We start from the raw sequence: 21,614 nt of genomic DNA on the forward strand, positions 1-21,614 counted from the left end.
TTCATAAAATATAAGAATATAAGTTTTTAAAAGGAGAAGATGGAGAAGATTATGTTCGGGCAACGACAAAGTATGATTGTTTATTTACATTCATTGAAACATGCCAAGATTTTAAGGAAATATGGTAACATTCATTACATATCAAAACGTTTGAAATATGCCGTTGTATATTGTGATATGGAACAAATTGAGCATATGATGCAAAAATTGAATAAACTTCCTTTTGTAAAAAAAGTAGAACAGTCGTATCGCCCATTTTTAAAAACGGAATTCGAAAATTCGCGTCCTGATCGGGCAAAAGAATACGATTATAGCTAAGTAAAAAAATCCCCTGCTAAATTTAGCAGGGGATTTTTTTTACTTGAAATAACGTGTTATTTCATTGGAGGAATGAAATTGTTCATTCGTAAAATACCAATTAGATGATTAAAAAATAGTTCTTTTTCAGGGAAAGTTGTTGATGGTTTTACAGTAAAGGGAGTAACTTTTTTCCCTATTTGTTCCGCCATTTCTTCAAACAAAACGACACGTTTACTTTTTTTATTTTCAAGTACAGGAATGCCTTCACGACATATGTATAATGGTTGGAAATCACCAGTAGTTGTCGGTTTTAGTATTACAACAAGTGAACACACTTTTTTTTCGTTTTTTACAGTTTCGAATTGTAACATATGTGTTACACGTTCTTGGTTTGTTTTGGCAATTTCAAGTAATTCATATAAGTCAGAGTAGCCTTCTCCGAGTTCTATAAAGCGTTGAATCATATTTTTTCCTCCTCTTTCTTTTACTGTACCACCTCACTTTTTAAATGAAAAGTAGACAAATAAAAAAACCCTGCAAAGCAGGGCCCTTCTAATACTAGTATGTACTACTAGTAAGAAGGCAAAGGGAGAGGAGAAACCGGAGGAAGAACTTATGGGGAAACGTAAGTCTTCTCCGCGGTTGGCAACAACATCGGAAATGATGTTGTTATATTTATTTATGTCCAATCTAAAATGAAGATATACATAATGAAATTAAAATTTATGTTAGGCTTTTTATTTTTCTTTTTTTATTTTATGATAGGATAAAAAAGGTAAAGTGGAACTGATGTACATAGAGGGTTGTTGCTTGCAAATAGTGAAATGGATATGAAAGAAATAGCGAGCGATTATTTTAACTGAGGTTTTCAATTAGTTAAATAACAGATTAATGAAAAAATGTATGAAATAGTATGAATCGGTAGCGGTTACCGAATTGAAATGAATTTGCTGTAATCGCTCTATAGATTGAAATAAAGGTAGTGACAACAGATGAGAGTAGTTTCAGGAAAATGTAAAGGGCACCCACTTAAAGCGGTACCTGGTAATACAACGCGTCCAACGACAGATAAAGTGAAAGAATCTATTTTTAATATGATAGGTCCTTATTATGATGGTGGTATCGCTCTTGATTTATTTGGTGGTAGCGGCGGTCTTGGAATTGAGGCCATAAGTAGAGGGATTGATAAAGCGATTTTTGTTGACCGAGATAGTAAAGCGATAAAAGTCATTCATCAAAATTTAGAAAGCTGTAGACTACAAGAACAAGCTGAAGTGTACCGAAATGATGCAGAGCGTGCGGTAAAGGCGCTTATAAAGCGTGAAATATCATTCGACCTTATACTAATAGACCCTCCATATAAAGCTCAAAAAATTGTGTCTTTAGTTAGTGTAATGGATCAACATGGATTGTTAAATAAAGATGGAATCATTATGGCAGAGCACGGGGATGACGTGGTTTTACCTGATTCTATAGGAGCACTTGTAAAAGTACGAGCAGAAAACTACGGGATTACAGCAATTTCGATTTATAAGTATGAAGGTGAGGGGACAGAATGACAAGTATAGCTATTTCTTCAGGGAGTTTTGATCCAATTACCCTTGGACATTTGGATATTATTAAAAGGGGAGCAAAAGTATTTGATGAAGTATATGTAGTTGTTTTAAACAATTCATCAAAAAAACCATTTTTTTCGGTAGAAGAACGCCTAGAGTTAATTCGAGAGGCGACAAAGGATATTCCGAATGTAAAAGTTGATTCACATAGTGGATTATTGGTGGAATATGCAAAAATGCGTAATGCAAATGCAATATTACGTGGTTTACGAGCAGTTTCTGATTTTGAATATGAGATGCAAATTACTTCAATGAATCGAAAACTAGACGAAAGTATCGAAACCTTCTTCATTATGACAAATAATCAATATTCATTTTTAAGTTCAAGTATTGTGAAAGAAGTTGCGAGATATGGTGGGAGTGTAGTAGACCTTGTTCCTCCGATTGTAGAGCGTGCTTTAAAAGAAAAGTTTAAAACCCCGTTAAAGTGAACGGGGTTTTTCTTTATAAATGCGTAAAAACAATAAGATGACATATAAATATAAACAAAATAAGGTGAAGATTGGTCCGTAGTGTATAAATGATGTCCAAATATCAGTTAGTGTATAAGAATGATTCAATAAAAATACGGGAAGATCTTCTTGCGTAGGCGAGAAAGAATGAACTTTTTCATAAAATGGTCCCCAAAATATAAAAGTGAAAATAGGAGCGAGAATACTTTGGATAATTCGAGCTAAAAAATATGGTTTAAAGCGGATATCTGTCTCCGCTAATATGCTTGCTACTTGTGCCTGAATAGAAAGACCGCTAAATGCTAAAATGAAGCTTGTTACCATCGCTTGTTGAAGAAGTGTTGATTCATTAATTTGACTAATCATTTGGCTTCCAAGCGTCATTTCAAAAATACCGGATAATATCGGAATACTAAATTGGGATGTAAGTTGGAAGAATGATAAAATATGTTGCATAATAAAAGAAAGCGCTTCTGTAATTTCGAAAACAGTAATCATTTTATTTAAAACAGAGAATAAAATAATAAACCCACCAATCATGAGCAATGTTTGAATAGAAGAAACGATGGCGTCACCGAGTAGTTTTCCGATTGGTCTTTTTTCTTGCATACGTGTTTGGTGGAGGATGGAAAAAGGGTTTTGAAAGGCACGCTTTTGATTCGTATGTTTGTCTTTTATGTAAGTATCGTTATTACCATAAAAGCGCATAAGTAATCCGACGATAAAGTTACTTATATAATGTGCTGCTGCTAATACGAGTCCTAATTTCGGATTATTGAAAAAACCAATAGAAACCGCTCCGAAAATAAAAAGTGGATTAGAAGAATTTGTGAAAGATACGAGTCGTTCCGCTTCAATTTGTGTTAGTTGATTGCTCTTGCGTAGTCTAGCGCTTAATTTGGCGCCAGCGGGGAATCCTGAAGCCATTCCCATTGCCCAAACAAATCCGCCTACCCCTGGAACACGAAACAGTGGACGCATTAGTGGTTCTAATATAACACCGATAAATTTTACAATACCAATACTGATTAGAAGTTCCGCAATGATGAAAAACGGTAGTAGTGAAGGGAATACAACTTCCCACCATATATTTAACCCGCGAATTGAAGCTTGCAAAGCATCTTGGGGGTGAAGTACAAGAGAAAAGGTTAAAAACAACATTGATATGGTAAGAAAAGCAGTTTTCCATTTTTCGTACATGTAAGAAAATCCCCCTTTGTCCCAAAAACGTTCATTTCAGTATACGTGGATATGTGGTGAATTTAGACCATAAGTATGAAAAAGGAATGAAAAAAATTAAAGGGTGAGAAAAATGAAGGAACCAAAAATCGGTTTAGCGCTTGGATCCGGAGGTGCAAAAGGTTTTGCTCACATAGGGGTAATAAAAGTGTTGAGGGAAGCTGGCATCCCTATTCACATGATAGCAGGTAGTAGTATAGGGGCATTAATTGGTACATTTTATGCAGCGAGTTGTAACGTTGAAAGACTGTATAAATTGGCAGCTGTTTTCAAAAGGAAATATTATTTGGATTTTACAGTTCCTAAAATGGGATTTATTGCTGGAAAACGTATTAAAGATATGATTAAAATGTTTACATATAATAAAAATTTAGAAGAGTTAGATATCCCGACAGCTGTTGTGGCTACTGACATTTTGAAGGGGGAGAAAGTTGTTTTTACAAGTGGTCCGATTGCGGAGGCGGTTCGAGCTAGTATATCTGTACCAGGGGTGTTTGTTCCAGAAAAAATAGATGGCCGCTTATTAGTGGATGGAGGGGTAATTGACCGTATTCCCGTATCGGTTGTAAAAGATTTAGGTGCTGATATTGTTATTGCTGTTGATGTATCTCCAATTAAGGTGAATGGAGAGGTTACATCGATTTATGATGTAATTATGCAAAGTATTGAAATTATGCAACATGAACTTGTGATGAATCGGCAAATAGCATCAGATTTAATGATGCGGCCAGCAGTGGAACAATTTAGTTCGCGTGCTTTTACACATATTGAAGACATTATTAGGGTCGGAGAAGTGGAAGCGGAACAACATATTTCAAACATTTATTTACTAATTGAGCAGTGGAAGGAGAAACATAATGTTTAAGCGTTTTCGGTTTATATATGCAATTTTAATAGGGGTTATATTGGCGATGCTACTTGTTTATGTGCGCTTGCCGTATTATGTGACAAAACCAGGTATGGCCGCGAAATTAGCGCCGTACGTGCAAGTTGATGGTGGAACTAAAGAGTCTGGTGATTTCATGCTTGTCACTGTCTCAATGGGACCTGCTAATGTGGTGAACTTAATAGCCGCGCAATTTAATAAATATACACACGTTTCGAAGGCGGAAGAAATATTGCAAAAAGGCGAGAGTGATGAAGAATATCAATTTCGCCAAAATTATGCAATGAAAGACTCGCAAAATGCAGCAATCTATAATGCTTATAAACGTGCAAATCGCTCTGTTTCTTTTGAAAATAAAGGTGTACTAGTTGCTGGTGTAGCAAAGGGTATGCCGTCAGAGGGAAAGCTTAAGCTTGGAGATGTTATTATAGCTGTCGATGGAAAAATATTCGACAAGACGGAACAATTTATTGAGTATATGACAGGGAAAAAAGAAGGGGACACAGTAAATATTGAATACAAGCGGGGCGGAAAACAGTTTAAAGAAAATTTAAATGTAAAGACGATCCCTAATGGGAATGGACGCGTCGGTATAGGAGTCTCTATCGTTACGGAAAGAGAGTTAGTAGTAGATCCGAAAGTGAAAATTGATTCCCATGAAATAGGCGGTCCATCAGCGGGGTTAATGTTTACACTAGAAATTTATAATCAGCTCGTTGAAGAAGATTTAACAAACGGACATGAAATAGCTGGAACAGGTACAATCAATGATAAAGGAGAAATTGGTCCAATTGGTGGTATTCAGCAAAAAGTAGTAGCTGCTAGTGATGCGGGAGCTGAAGTGTTTTTTGCGCCAAATGAAAAAGGTGTAGAGAAATCGAATTATAAAGATGCTCTTGAAGCTGCGAAAGATATTAAAACGAAGATGAAAATTGTACCGGTGGACACACTGGATGATGCATTAACGTATTTGGAAAAAATGGGTAAAACAAAGTGAACCTCTCTGAAGAAGAGAGGTTTTTCTTATAGGAATTTTTTCGTTATTTCATCATAACGAATTGGATGATGCGTTGCGTCTTGTTTTAGCAGTTGTGTCCGCAAAGGTTCTTGCATTATGGAGAAATATACAGCATTTGATTTTCGTTCTATGTCTAAAGTTGGATGTTCGAATGTTTTTGTATGAGTAAGGATTGGGAGTTCTATTTTTTTCTTATTTCTAGAAAGATAAGTTTGTCCTTTTTGTGACATTCCGAGAAGACGGATATACGGCGCATGTTGCTCTATATTTGCTTTGTGTATTTCTTCCTTCGTTGTATTTGTTAAAATATGTGTACAAGCTCTTTGCAATCTAGTCCATGTATAACGTTTTGTTTTTAATGCCTCCATGAATGAATAGAAAGATGAACTGTTTTGTATTTTTGATAAAATACGATGCTCTAAACCTTCTTCCATTTCATATATATGTTGTAAGTCCTCTGAAGACATCGTCATAAGTTTGTATTTAAAAAATGAAAAGTATTTTTCCCAGTTATGTAACGTCCCGTAGTTTTGCTTGTAGTTTTCTAAAAGAGAAGCAGTCATTTTCGGGATAAAAGGCTCAATAGTTGTAGAGGAACTGTTTTCATTAAAGAGCTGTTTGCGAATACTTGTTGCACTTGCAATATGTTGATCGTGAAATGTTTCATCATGATAATGAGAGGCGAATCTTTTTATAGTTTGTGCTTGCATCGAACTGTTTTGTAAGAGAATTGCTTTAATGTACTGTAAGCCTAAAATGTTATTTGGTTGTGACATATCTACGTTTTTTTCGGGTGGTAAGATGTGTAGAAAGGCTTCAGATGTAGCTTTTGCATAACTATTACCTGCATTCATAAATTGCTTCACAAGATGATTAAAAGTCTCTTCTTCATTTTTTTGTATAGCGATGGTATTGTAGAAATTTTCAGTTTGTCCATCTTCACTACCGAAACAAATTTCAGAAACACCAAGGGCGTTTAAAATCGAAATTGCGCCATTTGCGAAAGTTTCGGCCTTTTGTGTTGCGAATGCATATGGAAGCTCTACAACGAGGTCTACGCCGTTTGTTAAGGCCATTTTGGTACGATACCATTTGGAGATGAGTGCGGGCTCACCACGCTGCAAAAAAGGACCACTCATAACGGCGATAATAATATCAGACTGTGTTAACTTTTTTGTTTGTTGCACATGATAAGCATGACCGTTATGAAAAGGGTTATATTCAACAACAATACCACTGGATTTTATGGTAATCTCTCCTTTCGATGTAGCATCTTTTTGGAAAACGTGATAGTCTATATATTATTTCCTATGATGACTTCATTATAGTGTAAAGAAAAAACATTGACAAATATAAAATGGCTAGCTATAATTTTGTTTGTTGCCTTGAGGTGATATGATATGAAATGGTCCATCCATCAATTGAATAAATTGAGAAATAAAGGATTGACATTAAATGAAATGGTAGATGTAAGTGAGCTAAAAGAGATCGAGAAAGATATTCGTGAAATTAATCCTGCTCATGTAACAGGAAGAGTTGATTTTGGCTCCGGTAAGTTTACGTTTCATCTACATATAACTGGAAGCATGGTTTTACCATGTTCTCGCTCTTTAGTAGATGTGACATTACCATTTGACATTAAAACAACTGAGGTGTTCCAAACTTCGGAAGAAGAATTTGAAACAGAAGCTGAAATTCATTGTTTAGAAGGAGAAGTACTTGACTTACTGCCCGTAATCAAGGAAAATATACTTTTGGAGATTCCAATGCAAATTTTCAGTGATGATGTTTCTGGTGGAGCGCCGATGCAAGGTCAAGACTGGCAAGTGATTTCGGAAGAAAACAAAGAAAAGACTGTTGATCCACGATTAGCAGGACTTGCAAAGTTTTTTGACAAATAATCGGAAGACTGGTTTAGGCCTTCATATGAAAATAACTATTTCTTTTAAGGAGGTGGGAAGAATGGCTGTACCTTTTAGAAGAACTTCTAAAACAGTAAAAAGAAAGCGTCGTACGCATTTCAAATTATCAGTACCTGGTATGGTAGAGTGCCCAAGCTGTGGTGAAGCGAAATTAGCTCACCGTGTATGTAAAGCATGCGGTACTTACAAAGGTAAAGAAGTAATCAGCAAGTAATTGCGGGAAAATAAACGTAGAAGATATCTTCTACGTTTATTTTTTTTGTCTTATTCTTTATTTGTTGTATTCTATCTTTTCTAGTAACTGCATATGCTTAATAAAAAATGCATAGGGAGGACTAGAGAGATGGCGACAACAAGACAAGATGCTTGGACTGATGATGAAGATTTGCTTCTGGCAGAAGTAGTACTCCGGCATATTCAAGAAGGTGGAACGCAACTTTCTGCCTTTAAAGAAGTGGGGAGACATTTGTCTCGCACACCAGCAGCATGTGGATTTAGGTGGAATTCTTATGTTAGAAAGCAATACAAAGAACGTATTGAAGAAGCAAAGCAACTTCGTAAAGTAGAAAATTATGAAGTGAAAGAGACAAAGGTATTAGAGCCTACATCAATTACATTGAATGATGTTATTGAATTCTTGCGAAATTATAAAGATGAAAGCTCTTTAATGGTGTTGCAACAACAAATTGAATCGTTACAAACAGAGAAAGAACGTCTTCTGGAGCGATTATCAGTATATGAGGAAGAATATAGAACATTACTTGATTATATCGATCAAAAAAGAAGTGTAATGGTAGTGGAAAGAAATGGCGCTCGCTCGAATGGAGAATTAGAAAAATTAAAGAAATAAAAACAGCTGCGTAACAGCTGTTTTTTTTTGTTTCTTATGCAGATTCTTCGTTTGTAATCGCATTCGAATTTGTTTCTGGATGCCAAATATAAAAATCACCATCAGTTACTGATACTGGCTGGAAACTTAATTTATCCCAAAAACCAGATGACTGGATACGTGCTATCGTTTTAATTGGGAATTGTAGTTGTTTCGCATAATTAACAAGCATTTGTCCGAATCCTTGTTTTTGAAAAGTCGGCAATACTTCAAGTTTATAAAGTTCTAGGTAAGTACCTGTAATTTCAAATGGTTCCCCGCCGTTCCTTTTCATATATAGACTCATACGTGCGATTAGCGATCCTCCATAATAAATACCGTAAAATGGAGACTCACTATCATTTTCAATAATGTTTGCTTGTAATTCTTCCAACATGGATAGTTCTTGAGCTCCGCACCCTTTAAATTTTTTAAATTCATCTAATGTTTTATAATTGATGAGCAAGCGTTCAACTTTTGGGAATCCCATTACATCACGTCCTTTTCTTATCTTGTTGAATGCAGAAAAGTTAAAATATTTATAATAATATTATAACTCATTTTTAAATTTTTATGAAGAAGATAGAATATTTCTTTCATTATTTTTTTGAGGATTTGCTAAACTAAGAATAGAACTATGTATATAGGTAGTATATACGTAGTGAAAGAAGAGGTTGCATTTGTTAAAAGATAATTGAATCCTCAACTATGTAATTGTAATTTAATAAGATATAAAGGGGGAAAGGCAAGGGAACTTATATCACTTGTTAATATGAGTTCTTTGTGTGAAGATGAAAATTGGAATTGTTGGACCGGGAGCTATTGGTCTCCTATATACATTTTATTTACAAAAAAGTAATCAAGATGTTACGTTGTTTACAAGAAACGATAAGCAAGCAGAAGAATTAAACTTAACGGGTGTAACTTGTATTAGGAATGGAGAACGTGAAACGGTATTTCCATCTATTTTACCGATAGAAAGTATGCCGGATAAACAGTTAGATTATATATTTATTGCTGTAAAGCAATATCATGTAACTGATATATTACCTTTTGTGCAGGGAGAATCGTCATTAATCTTTTTGCAAAATGGAATGTCACATCTTCACGTTATGCAAAAAATAGGAAATGAACGTATAGCAGTCGGGATTGTGGAACATGGTGCAAAAAAAGAGGATGGACATACAGTTCGTCATACTGGAATAGGTGTTACAAAGTTTGGTGTAGTGCGTGGTCAATCTAGTTGTTTTACAAAGGTATTTAATTGTTTTCCTTTTGATTATTTTCCGATTCAGATAGAAGATGATTGGAAGGGGATTATGCGTAATAAATTAGTAGTCAATGTATGTATTAATCCGTTGACGGCATTATTGCGGGTTGAGAACGGGGAGTTAATTTCAAACCCGCTTTTTTATCAAATGATGGAGCAAGTATTTCAGGAAGTTACATTTCTTGTTAAAGAAGAAGATAAGGAAATGCTATGGAAAATGGTATGCCAAGTATGTGAAAAAACATCCCATAATACTTCATCTATGTTAGCGGACGTAAGAGCGAATAGACAAACGGAAGTTAATGCGATTGTTGGATATGTATTAGAAGAAGCTAAGGAACAACAACAATCTGTTCCGACACTTCGATTTTTGTTCAATGCAATAAAAGGAATGGAATTATAAGTGTTTTTCTTTGCTTTTACGTGAAACATTGAATACAATGTGGGTTGGTGAGAGAACAGGATACGAAAGGAAGAATTATATGGAGATAAAAGAAATCTCTGTTCCACTACAAGGTGTTGTAGCGGACTATATGAACGGTAAAAAAGAGATACAGTCATGTTTTGATTATCTGTTAACAGAGGATGCTTTTAAACAGCGTTTACATGATTTACGTGAGAGAGAGTTTTTCCGTCAAGATTTAGTAACGCATTTATTAGAATATAATACACAATTGCAAGCGGGAGAATTTACAATTCAAAATATAAAAGCGCTTGAAGATGAAAATACATATGTAGTTATAGCTGGACAACAAGCGGGGTTATTAACTGGTCCGCTTTATACAGTTCATAAGATCATTTCAATTTTACAGCTTGCAAAAGAAAAAGAAGAGAGCTTAGGGGTTCGGGTTGTTCCTGTCTTTTGGATTGCTGGTGAAGACCATGATATGGATGAAATTAATCATACATTTGTAACGAAAAATAAAAAAATAAAAAAGACCATTTTTCATGATCGTTATCCGAAAAAGGCGAGTGCTTCTGAGTCTGAGTTTTCTATTGAAGACTGTAGAAAATGGGTCGAAGAGATTTTTAAAACATATCCGGAAACGAATTTTACAAAGGATGTATTACAATTTGTTGATGATGCTTTAGGTAAATCGCATACATATGTAGATTTCTTTGCGCACCTTATTACGAAAATGTTCGCAAATTCTGGTTTAATTCTTGTAGATTCACATCATCCTGCATTAAGAAAATTAGAAGTGCCGTTTTTACAACAAATTATAAGTAAATATAAAGAAATTCAAGTAGGGCTTCGTAATCAACAGGAAGTACTTAAGGAATTAGGATTTAAACCGATTATTGAAACGAAGACAAATGCAGTGCATATATTTATGGAAATTGATAATGAGCGAGTATTGCTTGAAGAGAATCAAGGGAAGTTTATTGGAAAAGATGGAGTGCATTCATTTTCGTATGAAGAATTGATGGAAGAGATGGAAAGAAGTCCAGAACGTTTTAGTAATAATGTTGTAACGCGCCCTCTTATGCAAGAATATGTGTTTCCTACGTTAGCGTTTATTGGTGGTCCGGGGGAGTTAGCTTATTGGAGTGAATTGCAACAAGTGTTTCATACGGCAGGTTTCCAAATGCCACCTGTTGTTCCGCGGCTTACAATTACTTATATGGAGCGAGATATAGCGACAGATTTATATGATTTAGATTTGCAAGAAATTGATCCATTTCTAAATAATATAGATAATCTGCGTGACAATTGGCTTTCTAATCAAATAGAGGAACCGATAGACGAGCGATTTATAGAAGCGAAAAAAGAAATAATGGATATTCATACATCATTACAACAATTCGTGAAAAAAATAGATCCAGGGTTAAATGAGTTTGCTGGGAAAAATGAACTGAAAATTAATGAGCAAATTGAACTGTTAGAAAAAATGTTGAAAAGAAATGTTGAGAAGAAACATGAGGTTCAACTGAATAAATTCCGCCGTTTACAATTTGCGCTTCGTCCATTAGGAGCACCGCAAGAACGTGTGTGGAATGTGTGTTATTATTTAAATCAGTTCGGCCTTGATTTTGTTGACCGGGTAATGGAACAATCTTTTTCGTGGGATGGAAAACATCATGTAATAAAACTATAGAATCTTGCTCTTTTGAGCAGGATTTTATTTTTATTCTGTTGAATTAACTGTGAAGTGAAATATTTCTGAATTATCCATCTTATGTTAATGTAATGAATCGCTATGTATCAGGTATATATATATGACAAAATAGCACAAAATGTAAACGGATTATTATCGTTTTCGACAGGTTTTTGTTTAAATTCCCGCAAAAAATGATAAAATTTAGTATATAATAAAATAAAATAGCGATTTGTATAGCGTACTACCTTGTTGGAAGTTAAATGAGTCGTTCTTTAGTAGCGTTTCATCCTCTAGTAGTAAATTGTGTTTGTAGAGTGAGAAATGTATTTAACATAATTAATTGGAAAAAGAGTAGGTGCAGCAATGTTCAAACACGTAACAGTACTTTTGAAAGAAACAGTAGATGGCTTAGATATAAAACCGAGTGGTACATATGTAGATTGTACACTGGGTGGAGGAGGACATAGTTCTTATTTATTATCTCAGCTAACAGATGGTGGAAAGTTAATAGCATTTGATCAAGATGAAATAGCGATTCAAAATGCGAAGGGAAAATTTTCTTCTTATGGTGAACAATTTGTAACAGTGAAGAGCAACTTCCGTTATTTATCTGAAAAACTACATGAATTAGGTATCACAGAAGTAGACGGGATTTTATTCGATTTAGGTGTTTCATCCCCACAATTAGATACACCAGAGCGTGGCTTTAGTTATCATCATGATGCACCGTTAGATATGCGGATGGATCAAGATGCCCCATTAACAGCATATGATGTTGTGAACAGCTGGTCATATGAACAACTCGTAAGAATTTTCTTCCAATACGGAGAAGAAAAATTTTCAAAGCAAATAACAAGGAAAATTGAAGCTTATCGCGAGAATAAGGCTATTGAAACGACAGGAGAATTAGTGGAATTAATTAAAGAAGGTATTCCAGCTCCGGCACGTAGAACAGGTGGACATCCTGCGAAGCGAGTATTTCAAGCGATTCGTATTGCTGTAAATGATGAATTAAAAGTATTTGAAGAAGCGTTGGAATCTGCAATTGATATGGTCAAGCCTGGTGGAAGAGTTAGTGTTATAACATTCCATTCTTTAGAAGATCGTATTTGTAAAACGACGTTTAAGCGAAATAGCACAACGCCGCAATTACCACAGGGACTACCGATTATTCCGGATGAATTTAAGCCGAAATTAAAGCTTATTACAAGGAAACCGATTTTACCTTCTGACATTGAATTAGAAGAAAATAATCGAGCGCGTTCTGCGAAGTTGAGAATCGCTGAAAAACGATAAAAAGGAGAGAGAGGTATGACTAATTTAGCTGTAAAGTATAAACAACAGGCGCAAGAAGAAGTACAAATTCAAGCGCCGCCACAGCAGATGGTTAAGCCAAAAGTTAAAACGAAAATTACAAGAATTGAAAAGCTATTGTACGTAACGTTTATTGGATTTTTATTATATGCTTGTGTAGCTTTTATTGGGAATAAAGCGGGTCTATATCAAGTTAATGTAGAAGCAGCGACGATAGAAGAACAAATTGTGAAAAAACAAAAGGAAAATCAAGAATTGCAGGCTGAAGTAGAGAAGTTAAGTCGTTATGAACGTATCGCTGAAGTTGCAAAAAAACACGGGCTAGAAATTAATGCGAATAATGTGAAAGGCCTAAAGTAAGGCAAATAGGTGTGAAGAAAAGATGAAGAAAAATATGACCAAATTTCATACCAATAAGGGAGCAGGTTATTTTATGATATTTTTCCTCCTGCTCTTTTTTCTATTATTAGCCCGATTTTTTTACATACAAGCAACAGGAACAGTGGATAATCATGATTTAAATACACTTGCTAAGCAAAAACATAGCAAAAAAGGAGTTCTCGAAGCGAATCGAGGAACAATTTATGATCAAAATGGTCATGTGCTAGCACAAGACGCAAATTCCTATAAAATGGTAGCGGAATTAAAAGGTGCTAAGCCTGTTGAGGATAAAGAGGATACTGCAAAGAAAATCGCTGGAGTACTCGGAACGGGCGAAGATGCGATCTTAGCTGCTTTAAATAAAGATAGAAGTCAAGTGGAATTTGGAACATTGGGTAGGCGCTTGACGAAAGAAAAGAAAGAACAAATAGAAGCGTTGAAATTGCCGGGAATAACTTTTATTACCGAAAATGCGAGAGTGTATCCAAACGGTGATTTCGCATCTTACGTCATAGGTTATGCCAGACCTGATGATAATGGAATCGCAGTAGGAGAATTTGGCTTAGAAAAGAGTTTGGATAAGTATTTAGGGGCTTCTAATGGTGAGGTAGCTTATACAGGTGACCGTAAAGGAGTATCTCTTGACGGTGGGAAAGTGAATGTAAAGGCACCTAAAAATGGAGATAATGTGTATTTAACGCTTGACCAACGTATTCAAAGTTATTTAGAAGACGCAATGAAAGAAGCAAGTAAACATTATGAACCAGAAAATTTAATAGGGATTGTTGCGGATCCGAAGACAGGGAAAATATTAGCGATGTCTAGTAAACCTAGTTATGATCCGAACCAAGAGAATACTAAATATTTTTATAATGATGCCATTGCAAATGCATTTGAACCAGGGTCGACAATGAAGATTTTCACATTAGCAGCGGCCATTAATGAAGGTGTATACAAGGGACAAGACTTTTATCAGTCTGGTACATATCAAGTAGGTAATCGCAAAATAAAAGATCATAACGGCGGCGCTGGATGGGGTTCTATTACTTTTGACGAAGGGGTAGAGCGCTCTTCAAACGTAGCGTTTGCAATTTTAGGTGATCAAAAGCTTGGTCCAGATCGTTTCCGGAAATATATTCATAATTTTGGATTAGATGAAAAAACAAACATTGATTTACTTGGTGAAGGGTCAAATACAATTTTATTTGATCAACAAATACAACAAGTAACAACAGCATTTGGACAAGGTTCTACAGTTACACCAATTCAACTTGTACAAGCTGCAACAGCGATTGCAAATGATGGGAAAATGATGAAACCTTATACAATTGATAAAATTGTGGATCCAATAACAGGTAAAGTACAGCTAGAGCATAAACCAGAAGAAGTAGGAAAACCTGTTTCCAAAGAGACAGCAGCGCAAGTAAGGCAATTACTAGAACGTGTTGTTACATCACCGAAAGGAACAGGGACTGCATATAAAATTGATGGGTACTCAGTCGGGGGTAAAACAGGTACAGCACAAATTCCTGACGGGAAAGGTGGCTATATGACGGGAAGAGAGAATTATATATTCTCATTCTTAGGTATGGCACCGATGGACGATCCGCAACTTGTTGTGTATGTGGCCGTTAAACAGCCGAAATTAAAAGATGATGAAAATGGGGCTAAACCTTTAGCTGATATCTTTAAATATGTAACGAAAAATAGCTTAGAGTATTTAAAGATTAAGCCAAATGAAATAAAGGATCCGAAAAAATATGTGAAAGAACAACAAACTGTCGTTCCAGATGTAACCGGAAAAACGATGGAAGAAGCGAAAAAAACAATTGATAAAGCAAAACTTCGTCCAATCGTATTAGGTGAAGGTAAAGTGCAGCAGCAAGTGCCAAAAGCAACTGAACAAACATTAAAGGGTGATCGAGTCTTCTTAGTAGGAGATAAACCTACAATGCCAAATATACAGGGATGGGCACTGCGTGATGTTATGAATTTAGCAAAAACATTAAAGCTTAACTTAAAACCTTCTGGTACAGGATATGTAACTGAGCAAAGTGTAGCGGAAGGGACATTGTTGCAACCTGGTACAGAATTAGGTGTAACACTCGTACCACCACTTGAACCGCAGCAAGAAGCAGAAAAGCCATAATGGTAATAGGGAAGAAGTTCTAATTAAATAAGTACAAGCATATATTGGAACAAGCTAGGCGTAAGGGAGGCTTGTTCCAATATGCGTGTATCAAATGTAACAGTTAGAAAACGACTTATTTTTATACTTATATCGGGTATACTCATTTTCACCATTATCGATATTCGTCTTGGATATGTGCAATTTTTTCTTGGGAATATGTTAACGGATCGTGCGAAGGATTCATGGAGTCGTAATATTACTTTTGAACCAGAGCGAGGGAAAATTTTAGATCGAAATGGTGTGGAGCTTGCTACGAATAAAAGTGCACCGACCGTCTTTGTTGTGCCGAGGCAAATTGAAAAACCAGCAGAGACTGCAGAGAAGTTAGCTGCAGTATTAGGTGTGGAAAAAGATGATGTTTATAAGCGGATTACAAAAAAAGAATCGATTGTAAGGCTTGATAAAGGCGGAAGGAAAATATCGCATGACAAAGCGAAAGAAGTACGCGGATTAAGTTTAAAGGGTGTGTACATCGCAGAGGATTCTATCCGGTACTATCCATTCGGTAATTTTTTATCACACGTATTAGGATTTGCGGGCAGTGATAATCAAGGGCTTATGGGACTAGAGAAATATTATGATAAAGAGCTAAATGGTGATAAAGGTCATGTGCGATTTTTTGCAGACGCGAAAGGACAGAGAATGCCTAACGTTGGAGATGATTTCAAAAAACCAGAAGCCGGCTTGAATTTAGGATTAACAATTGATTCACGCATTACGAGGATTATGGAAAGAGAAATGAATATTGCGGAATCAACGTATAATCCTGACGGTATGATAGCAATTGCAATGAATCCGAAAAATGGTGAAATTTTAGGTATGTCAAGTCGACCAAGTTTTGATCCAGCAGATTTCCAAAGTGTTTCTCCGGAAGTATATAACAGAAACTTACCTGTATGGAGTACGTATGAGCCGGGGTCAACATTTAAGATTATTACATTAGCTGCAGCCTTGAATGAAAATTTGGTAGACTTAGAGAAAGATACATTTTATGATGATGGGGCAGCTGAAGTTGGTGGAGCTAGATTGCGGTGTTGGAAAGCTGGAGGCCATGGTAGCCAAACGTTTTTAGAGGTAGTTCAAAACTCTTGTAACCCAGGATTTATTGAACTCGGTGATCGTCTTGGTAAAGATCGATTGTTTAAATACATTCGCAATTTCGGGTTTGGACAGAAGACCGGAATTGACTTACAAGGTGAAGGTAGCGGGATTTTATTTAATTTAGATAAAGTTGGTCCAGTCGAGCAAGCGACGACTTCATTTGGGCAAGGTGTTTCTGTTACACCGATTCAACAAGTAGCAGCTGTAGCGGCCGCTGTAAATGGTGGAACTTTGTATCAGCCATATATAGCGAAGGAATTTATTGATCCGAAGAATAATCAAGTTGTCAGCAAAAAGACACCTGTTGCGAAAAGGGAAGTTATTTCCAAGGAAACTTCTGAGAAAGTTCGTTACGCATTAGAGAATGTTGTAGCGAAAGGTTCGGGTAAAGGGGCTTATATTGATGGATATCGTGTAGGTGGAAAAACTGGAACTGCTCAAAAGGTGAAAGATGGAAAATATTTAGATAATAACTATATTGTATCATTTATCGGTTTTGCTCCAGCTGACGATCCGCAAATTGTTGTTTATGTAGCAGTGGATAATCCAAAAGGAGTCACTCAATTTGGTGGAGTTGTAGCAGCACCTATTGTTGGGAATATTCTTCGTGACGCACTTCCTGTAATGGGAGTGGAACCGAGAAAAGAGCAAGTTGAGAAAGAATATAAATGGGGCGATACACCAACTGTGGAAGTTCCGAATTTAATTGGTATGAAAAAGAAAGATTTACAAACGCAACTTGTAGACTTGAAGCTTGATATAAGTGGTGATGGTGGGAAAGTAATTAAACAATCACCAGAAGCAGGAGCTAAAGTAAAAGAGGGTTCAAAAGTTAGAATTTACTTCGGGAATTAAAGGTAACTGATTGTGTTTTATGGTACAATTGGTGGAAGTGAGTTCTTTATAGAAAAATTGCTTTACTTGAGACGATAAGTGTCTCATTAATAAATAAATCTATTGATTAGACTATAGTAGCACTTACCTCCTATTTTTATATAACTAGGAGGTAACGTGTTACTTGCTAAAATAAGAGATAAATAAACAATGTAGAGAGGGTTTAGTGAAATGAAGTTGCATACACTTGTATCATGTTTGCATGATTTTCCAGTTGTTCCAACAGAAAATCCAGAAATAACATCTATTGAAGCGGATTCACGTAAAGTGAAAGAGGGAAGCTTATTTATATGTATGAAAGGATATACGGTTGATAGCCATGACTTTGCTAAGCAAGCAGCCGCACAAGGAGCGGCTGCTATTGTTGCGGAAAGACCAATTGATGTTGACGTTCCAGTTGTACTTGTGAAAAATACTTTTCGTTCGCTAGCGGTTTTAGCTGATTATTTTTATGGTCAACCAACACACAAGTTACATTTAATCGGTATTACAGGTACAAATGGAAAGACAACAACATCGCATATTATGGATGAAATTATGCGCGCACATGGTCATAAAACAGGGCTAATTGGAACGATTAATATGAAAATCGGTGATGAAACATTTGAGGTGAAAAATACAACACCAGATGCACTAACACTTCAACAGACATTTTCAAAAATGGTTGAACAAGGTGTGGATAGCACAGTAATGGAAGTTTCGTCTCATGCTTTAGATCTTGGCCGTGTACACGGGTGCGATTATGATGTTGCAGTATTTACGAATTTAACACAAGATCATTTAGACTATCATAAAACGATGGAAGAATATAAACATGCGAAAGGGTTGCTTTTCGCACAGCTTGGCAATAGTTATCATCATAATCGTGAAAAATACGCTATATTAAACAGTGATGATCCAGTAGCAGAAGAGTATATGAGAAGTACAGCAGCTACTGTTGTAACATACGGTATAGATGTTGCAAGCGACATTATGGCACGAGATATCGTAATGACGAGTGGCGGTACAACATTTACACTTGTAACACCGTATGAAACTGTAAATGTTACGATGAAATTAATTGGTAAGTTTAATGTATACAACGTGTTAGCTGCTACAGCAGCAGGTCTTGTTTCAGGAGTGAGCTTACAAACAATTATTGATGTAATTAAAGAGCTTGCTGGCGTTCCTGGACGTTTTGAAGTTGTTGATGGTGGACAAAATTACACAGTTATTGTTGACTATGCGCATACACCTGATAGCTTAGAGAACGTACTAAAAACAGCAAAACAATTTGCAAAAGGCGATGTATATTGTATCGTTGGTTGCGGTGGTGATAGAGATAGAACGAAAAGACCAATAATGGCAAGTGTCGCAACCGAATATGCAACTCACGCAATTTATACATCAGATAATCCAAGAAGTGAAGATCCGAAGGCTATTTTAGATGATATGGTAAATGATGTAAATAGGGATAATTATGAAGTAATTGTCGATCGAAAAGAAGCGATACGTTCCGCTATCTCGAAAGTGAAAGCAGAAGATATTATTATTATTGCTGGTAAAGGGCATGAAACGTATCAAATTATTGGTAAAGAAGTTCATCATTTTGACGATCGTGAAGTTGCTAAAGAAGCAATCACGGAGCGTTTAAACAACGAAGTGTAACAGCATGAGAGGAGGACTACATGTGCTTGAACAAGGTTTATTAGTAACGGCTGGGGTAGCATTCTTAATTTCTGTTGCCCTTTCGCCATTATTTATTCCATTTTTAAGAAAGTTAAAGTTCGGACAGAGTATTCGTGACGAAGGACCGAAGTCACACCAAAAGAAATCAGGGACACCAACGATGGGTGGTATTGTCATATATGTATCTATGATGGTGACTACGCTTATTATGGCGATTAAATTTAACAATTTAGGTGCAGAAGTATCATTGTTATTATTAGTTACATTTGGGTACGGATTAATCGGATTTTTAGATGACTACATAAAAGTAGTAAAGAAAAGAAATCTTGGTTTAACATCAAAACAAAAATTGATTGGTCAGCTTGTAATTGCTATTGCGTTCTTTTTAATTGGAAAAGGGCAAGCATTTCACACGTATATCATGATTCCGGGAACTGATGTTAAATTTGAATTAGGCTGGGCATATTTTATTCTTGTATTATTTATGCTTATTGGTGGATCAAATGCGGTTAATTTAACAGATGGTTTAGATGGTTTATTATCAGGAACAGCTGCTATTGCATTCGGAGCATTTAGTATTATTGCTGTAGCTCAAGAACAATTTGGGGTAGCGATTTTCTGTATGGCAGTTGTAGGAGCTGTACTTGGATTTTTAGTATTCAATGCGAATCCAGCGAAAGTATTTATGGGGGATACAGGTTCTCTAGCTTTAGGTGGTGCTATCGCAGCTGTAGCGATTTTGTTAAAACAAGAATTGTTACTCGTTATTATTGGCGGTGTATTCGTAGCGGAAACTTTATCTGTTATTATCCAAGTTATTTCGTTCAAAACAACAGGAAAGCGTGTCTTTAAAATGAGTCCATTACATCATCATTATGAATTATGTGGTTGGTCAGAGTGGCGCGTTGTTGTAACGTTTTGGTCTGTAGGATTTTTATTAGCTGTGCTAGGAATTTATATCGGGGTGTGGATGTAATTGAAAACTGTAACTGAATATCAAAATAAAAATGTTCTTGTATTAGGTATTGCTAAAAGTGGTTATGCAGCAGCTACTTTATTAAAAAAATTAGGGGCAAACGTCATTGTAAATGATGGGAAACCATTAGCGGGTAATGTGCTTGCAGCTGAGTTACAAGCGGAAGGAATGGATGTTGTATGTGGTGGGCATCCATTAGAATTGCTGGAGAGAAACATTTCACTTGTCGTAAAAAATCCAGGAATTCCATATTCTAATCCACTCTTAGTGGCGGCGAAAGAAAAACAAATTCCAATTGTAACTGAGGTTGAATTAGCATATTGCATTTCAGCAGCACCGTTTGTTGGGATTACGGGATCTAACGGCAAAACAACAACGACAATGTTAACGTTTGAAATGTTAAAAGAAGGACAAAAGCACCCAGTTATTGCGGGGAATATAGGTACTGTAGCTTGTGAAGTTGCACAATTGGCGAAGGAAAATGAAGTTGTCGTTACGGAACTTTCATCGTTTCAATTGATGGGAGTGGAATCGTTCCAACCAAAAATTGCAGCCTTTTTAAATTTATTTGAAGCGCATTTAGATTATCACGGGACGAAGAAAGAGTATGGTTTGGCGAAAGCGAATATTTTCAAAAACCAAACTGAAACAGATTATAGTATAATTAACGCAGATGATGCAGATGTCATGGCGTTATCGGCATATAGTAAAGGAAAGAAAGTATTATTTTCGACGACGAAAGAAATTGAAGATGGTGCGTATATAAAAGATAACGCTCTTTATTTTAAAGGCGAAAAAGTAGTTAAAGTAAGTGATATTGTTTTACCTGGTAAGCACAATTTAGAAAATATTTTAGCAGCAATGAGTATTGCTAAATTACTAGGTGTTTCTAATGAAGCAATTACTGCTGTGTTAAAAAGTTTTACAGGTGTAAAACATCGCTTAGAATATGTAACAACGATTAATAATCGTAAATTTTATAATGATTCAAAAGCGACGAATATGCTAGCGACAGAAAAAGCATTATCTGCATTTACACAACCGATTGTATTATTGGCTGGTGGACTTGATCGTGGTAATGAATTTGATGATTTAATTCCATACTTTAAACATGTCAAAGCGATTGTGACATTTGGACAAACTGCACCAAAATTAGTAAGAGCGGCAGAAAAAGCAGGATTAGATGTAATTGAAAGTGTCGATACTTTAGATGATGCAGTAGTGAAGGCGTATGCTCATTCTACCGATGGTGATGTTATTCTTCTTTCACCAGCATGTGCAAGCTGGGATCAATTTAAAACATTTGAAGAAAGAGGAGACATTTTTATACAAGCTGTGCATAAACTTATATAAAGTAAATCAAAACATCAGTAGGCTAACACCTACTGATGTTTTGTTACATAGGGCAAAGGTTCT

21 protein-coding genes are annotated in these 21,614 nt (G+C 35.9%); 17 read left to right on the forward strand and 4 right to left on the reverse strand.

The features are described 5' to 3' along the window. Positions 1-51: 51 nt before the first annotated feature. The gene (locus JFT89_RS28595) at positions 52-318 is read left to right on the forward strand and encodes a YlbG family protein (protein WP_002088292.1); all 267 of its coding nucleotides are present in this window, start codon (positions 52-54) and stop codon (positions 316-318) included. A 56-nt stretch (positions 319-374) separates the two neighbouring features. Here the strand turns inward: JFT89_RS28595 and JFT89_RS28600 are convergent, their stop codons facing one another. Next, complete coding sequence (locus JFT89_RS28600; RefSeq protein ID WP_002014762.1) at positions 375-764, reverse strand: DUF7147 family protein; 390 nt, start codon at positions 762-764, stop codon at positions 375-377. 528 nt (positions 765-1,292) lie between these two features. Here JFT89_RS28600 and rsmD point away from each other — a divergent pair. Together rsmD and coaD are read left to right on the forward strand one after the other, a co-directional pair. Then, on the forward strand, positions 1,293-1,859 hold the full coding sequence (gene rsmD, locus JFT89_RS28605) for a 16S rRNA (guanine(966)-N(2))-methyltransferase RsmD (protein ID WP_016096198.1): 567 nt from the start codon (positions 1,293-1,295) through the stop codon (positions 1,857-1,859). Continuing rightward, positions 1,856-2,347, forward strand: coding sequence for a pantetheine-phosphate adenylyltransferase (coaD, locus tag JFT89_RS28610; RefSeq protein WP_002142952.1), 492 nt, complete (start codon positions 1,856-1,858; stop codon positions 2,345-2,347). The genes rsmD and coaD overlap by 4 nt, the downstream gene beginning before the upstream one ends. On the opposite strand, the gene ylbJ is transcribed toward coaD, so the two are convergent. After that, complete coding sequence (gene ylbJ / locus JFT89_RS28615) at positions 2,339-3,568, reverse strand: sporulation integral membrane protein YlbJ (protein ID WP_016096199.1); 1,230 nt, start codon at positions 3,566-3,568, stop codon at positions 2,339-2,341. The two genes, coaD and ylbJ, sit on opposite strands and share 9 nt — an antisense overlap. A gap of 112 nt (positions 3,569-3,680) precedes the next feature. Here ylbJ and JFT89_RS28620 point away from each other — a divergent pair, with 112 nt between their 5' ends. Together JFT89_RS28620 and JFT89_RS28625 are read left to right on the forward strand one after the other, a co-directional pair. Continuing rightward, a complete protein-coding gene (locus JFT89_RS28620) occupies positions 3,681-4,472 on the forward strand; it encodes a patatin-like phospholipase family protein (protein ID WP_016096200.1) in 792 nt (263 codons plus the stop codon). Then, complete coding sequence (locus tag JFT89_RS28625) at positions 4,465-5,490, forward strand: SepM family pheromone-processing serine protease (protein WP_002088283.1); 1,026 nt, start codon at positions 4,465-4,467, stop codon at positions 5,488-5,490. The genes JFT89_RS28620 and JFT89_RS28625 overlap by 8 nt, the downstream gene beginning before the upstream one ends. 26 nt (positions 5,491-5,516) lie before the next feature. Here the strand turns inward: JFT89_RS28625 and JFT89_RS28630 are convergent, their stop codons facing one another. After that, positions 5,517-6,758, reverse strand: coding sequence for a nucleotidyltransferase (locus JFT89_RS28630; protein ID WP_195743301.1), 1,242 nt, complete (start codon positions 6,756-6,758; stop codon positions 5,517-5,519). A gap of 153 nt (positions 6,759-6,911) precedes the next feature. On the opposite strand from JFT89_RS28630, the gene JFT89_RS28635 reads away from it, so the two are divergent. The 3 genes from JFT89_RS28635 (at position 6,912) to JFT89_RS28645 (ending at position 8,283) form a co-directional block, all read left to right on the forward strand. After that, positions 6,912-7,412, forward strand: a complete 501-nt coding sequence (locus JFT89_RS28635) for a YceD family protein (RefSeq protein WP_016096203.1) — start codon at positions 6,912-6,914, stop codon at positions 7,410-7,412. Between the two features lie 61 nt (positions 7,413-7,473). Further along, entirely contained in the window at positions 7,474-7,647 is a 174-nt protein-coding gene (gene rpmF, locus JFT89_RS28640; RefSeq protein ID WP_001984764.1) for a 50S ribosomal protein L32, read from the forward strand. Positions 7,648-7,776: 129 nt separating this feature from the next. Continuing rightward, positions 7,777-8,283 (forward strand): RsfA family transcriptional regulator, encoded by a 507-nt coding sequence (locus JFT89_RS28645; RefSeq protein ID WP_016096204.1) that lies wholly within the window; start codon positions 7,777-7,779, stop codon positions 8,281-8,283. Between the two features lie 34 nt (positions 8,284-8,317). On the opposite strand, the gene JFT89_RS28650 is transcribed toward JFT89_RS28645, so the two are convergent. Next, positions 8,318-8,791 carry an N-acetyltransferase gene (locus JFT89_RS28650; RefSeq protein WP_002014751.1) on the reverse strand — a complete coding sequence of 158 codons (474 nt, stop codon included), beginning with the start codon at positions 8,789-8,791 and terminating at the stop codon, positions 8,318-8,320. A 295-nt stretch (positions 8,792-9,086) separates the two neighbouring features. Here JFT89_RS28650 and panE point away from each other — a divergent pair, with 295 nt between their 5' ends. The 9 genes from panE to murD all read left to right on the forward strand — a co-directional run bounded on the left by panE (position 9,087) and on the right by murD (position 21,551). After that, the gene (panE, locus tag JFT89_RS28655; protein ID WP_201040938.1) at positions 9,087-9,974 is read left to right on the forward strand and encodes a 2-dehydropantoate 2-reductase; all 888 of its coding nucleotides are present in this window, start codon (positions 9,087-9,089) and stop codon (positions 9,972-9,974) included. 79 nt (positions 9,975-10,053) lie between these two features. Beyond that, positions 10,054-11,670 carry a bacillithiol biosynthesis cysteine-adding enzyme BshC gene (gene bshC / locus JFT89_RS28660; RefSeq protein WP_002128861.1) on the forward strand — a complete coding sequence of 539 codons (1,617 nt, stop codon included), beginning with the start codon at positions 10,054-10,056 and terminating at the stop codon, positions 11,668-11,670. A 366-nt stretch (positions 11,671-12,036) separates the two neighbouring features. Next, entirely contained in the window at positions 12,037-12,969 is a 933-nt protein-coding gene (rsmH, locus tag JFT89_RS28665; RefSeq protein WP_002190528.1) for a 16S rRNA (cytosine(1402)-N(4))-methyltransferase RsmH, read from the forward strand. A 15-nt stretch (positions 12,970-12,984) separates the two neighbouring features. After that, the gene (gene ftsL, locus JFT89_RS28670; RefSeq protein WP_002014745.1) at positions 12,985-13,347 is read left to right on the forward strand and encodes a cell division protein FtsL; all 363 of its coding nucleotides are present in this window, start codon (positions 12,985-12,987) and stop codon (positions 13,345-13,347) included. A gap of 22 nt (positions 13,348-13,369) precedes the next feature. After that, the gene (locus JFT89_RS28675; RefSeq protein ID WP_457550884.1) at positions 13,370-15,517 is read left to right on the forward strand and encodes a penicillin-binding protein; all 2,148 of its coding nucleotides are present in this window, start codon (positions 13,370-13,372) and stop codon (positions 15,515-15,517) included. A gap of 81 nt (positions 15,518-15,598) precedes the next feature. Beyond that, complete coding sequence (locus JFT89_RS28680; RefSeq protein WP_002014741.1) at positions 15,599-17,515, forward strand: stage V sporulation protein D; 1,917 nt, start codon at positions 15,599-15,601, stop codon at positions 17,513-17,515. Between the two features lie 210 nt (positions 17,516-17,725). Further along, positions 17,726-19,201 (forward strand): UDP-N-acetylmuramoyl-L-alanyl-D-glutamate--2,6-diaminopimelate ligase, encoded by a 1,476-nt coding sequence (locus JFT89_RS28685; protein WP_002066869.1) that lies wholly within the window; start codon positions 17,726-17,728, stop codon positions 19,199-19,201. A gap of 22 nt (positions 19,202-19,223) precedes the next feature. Next, the gene (mraY, locus tag JFT89_RS28690; RefSeq protein WP_002146030.1) at positions 19,224-20,198 is read left to right on the forward strand and encodes a phospho-N-acetylmuramoyl-pentapeptide-transferase; all 975 of its coding nucleotides are present in this window, start codon (positions 19,224-19,226) and stop codon (positions 20,196-20,198) included. Then, on the forward strand, positions 20,199-21,551 hold the full coding sequence (gene murD, locus JFT89_RS28695) for a UDP-N-acetylmuramoyl-L-alanine--D-glutamate ligase (RefSeq protein WP_016096207.1): 1,353 nt from the start codon (positions 20,199-20,201) through the stop codon (positions 21,549-21,551). The last annotated feature ends 63 nt before the right edge of the window (positions 21,552-21,614 follow it).

Origin of the sequence: Bacillus sp. TH25, from assembly GCF_016650935.1 — a bacterium.
GTDB lineage: Bacteria > Bacillota > Bacilli > Bacillales > Bacillaceae_G > Bacillus_A > Bacillus_A mycoides.

What these genes read in the sequence shown, in the direction of transcription:
- JFT89_RS28635 (WP_016096203.1), top strand. Translation starts at nt 6,912, where the DNA reads ATGAAATGGTCCATCCATCAATTGAATAAATTGAGAAATAAAGGATTG.
- JFT89_RS28600 (WP_002014762.1), bottom strand. Translation starts at nt 764, where the DNA reads ATGATTCAACGCTTTATAGAACTCGGAGAAGGCTACTCTGACTTATAT.
- ylbJ (WP_016096199.1), bottom strand. Translation starts at nt 3,568, where the DNA reads ATGTACGAAAAATGGAAAACTGCTTTTCTTACCATATCAATGTTGTTT.
- rsmD (WP_016096198.1), top strand. Translation starts at nt 1,293, where the DNA reads ATGAGAGTAGTTTCAGGAAAATGTAAAGGGCACCCACTTAAAGCGGTA.
- JFT89_RS28680 (WP_002014741.1), top strand. Translation starts at nt 15,599, where the DNA reads ATGCGTGTATCAAATGTAACAGTTAGAAAACGACTTATTTTTATACTT.
- bshC (WP_002128861.1), top strand. Translation starts at nt 10,054, where the DNA reads ATGGAGATAAAAGAAATCTCTGTTCCACTACAAGGTGTTGTAGCGGAC.
- ftsL (WP_002014745.1), top strand. Translation starts at nt 12,985, where the DNA reads ATGACTAATTTAGCTGTAAAGTATAAACAACAGGCGCAAGAAGAAGTA.
- JFT89_RS28675 (WP_457550884.1), top strand. Translation starts at nt 13,370, where the DNA reads ATGAAGAAAAATATGACCAAATTTCATACCAATAAGGGAGCAGGTTAT.
- JFT89_RS28625 (WP_002088283.1), top strand. Translation starts at nt 4,465, where the DNA reads ATGTTTAAGCGTTTTCGGTTTATATATGCAATTTTAATAGGGGTTATA.
- coaD (WP_002142952.1), top strand. Translation starts at nt 1,856, where the DNA reads ATGACAAGTATAGCTATTTCTTCAGGGAGTTTTGATCCAATTACCCTT.
- JFT89_RS28595 (WP_002088292.1), top strand. Translation starts at nt 52, where the DNA reads ATGTTCGGGCAACGACAAAGTATGATTGTTTATTTACATTCATTGAAA.
- JFT89_RS28650 (WP_002014751.1), bottom strand. Translation starts at nt 8,791, where the DNA reads ATGGGATTCCCAAAAGTTGAACGCTTGCTCATCAATTATAAAACATTA.
- JFT89_RS28620 (WP_016096200.1), top strand. Translation starts at nt 3,681, where the DNA reads ATGAAGGAACCAAAAATCGGTTTAGCGCTTGGATCCGGAGGTGCAAAA.
- rpmF (WP_001984764.1), top strand. Translation starts at nt 7,474, where the DNA reads ATGGCTGTACCTTTTAGAAGAACTTCTAAAACAGTAAAAAGAAAGCGT.
- JFT89_RS28685 (WP_002066869.1), top strand. Translation starts at nt 17,726, where the DNA reads ATGAAGTTGCATACACTTGTATCATGTTTGCATGATTTTCCAGTTGTT.
- rsmH (WP_002190528.1), top strand. Translation starts at nt 12,037, where the DNA reads ATGTTCAAACACGTAACAGTACTTTTGAAAGAAACAGTAGATGGCTTA.
- JFT89_RS28645 (WP_016096204.1), top strand. Translation starts at nt 7,777, where the DNA reads ATGGCGACAACAAGACAAGATGCTTGGACTGATGATGAAGATTTGCTT.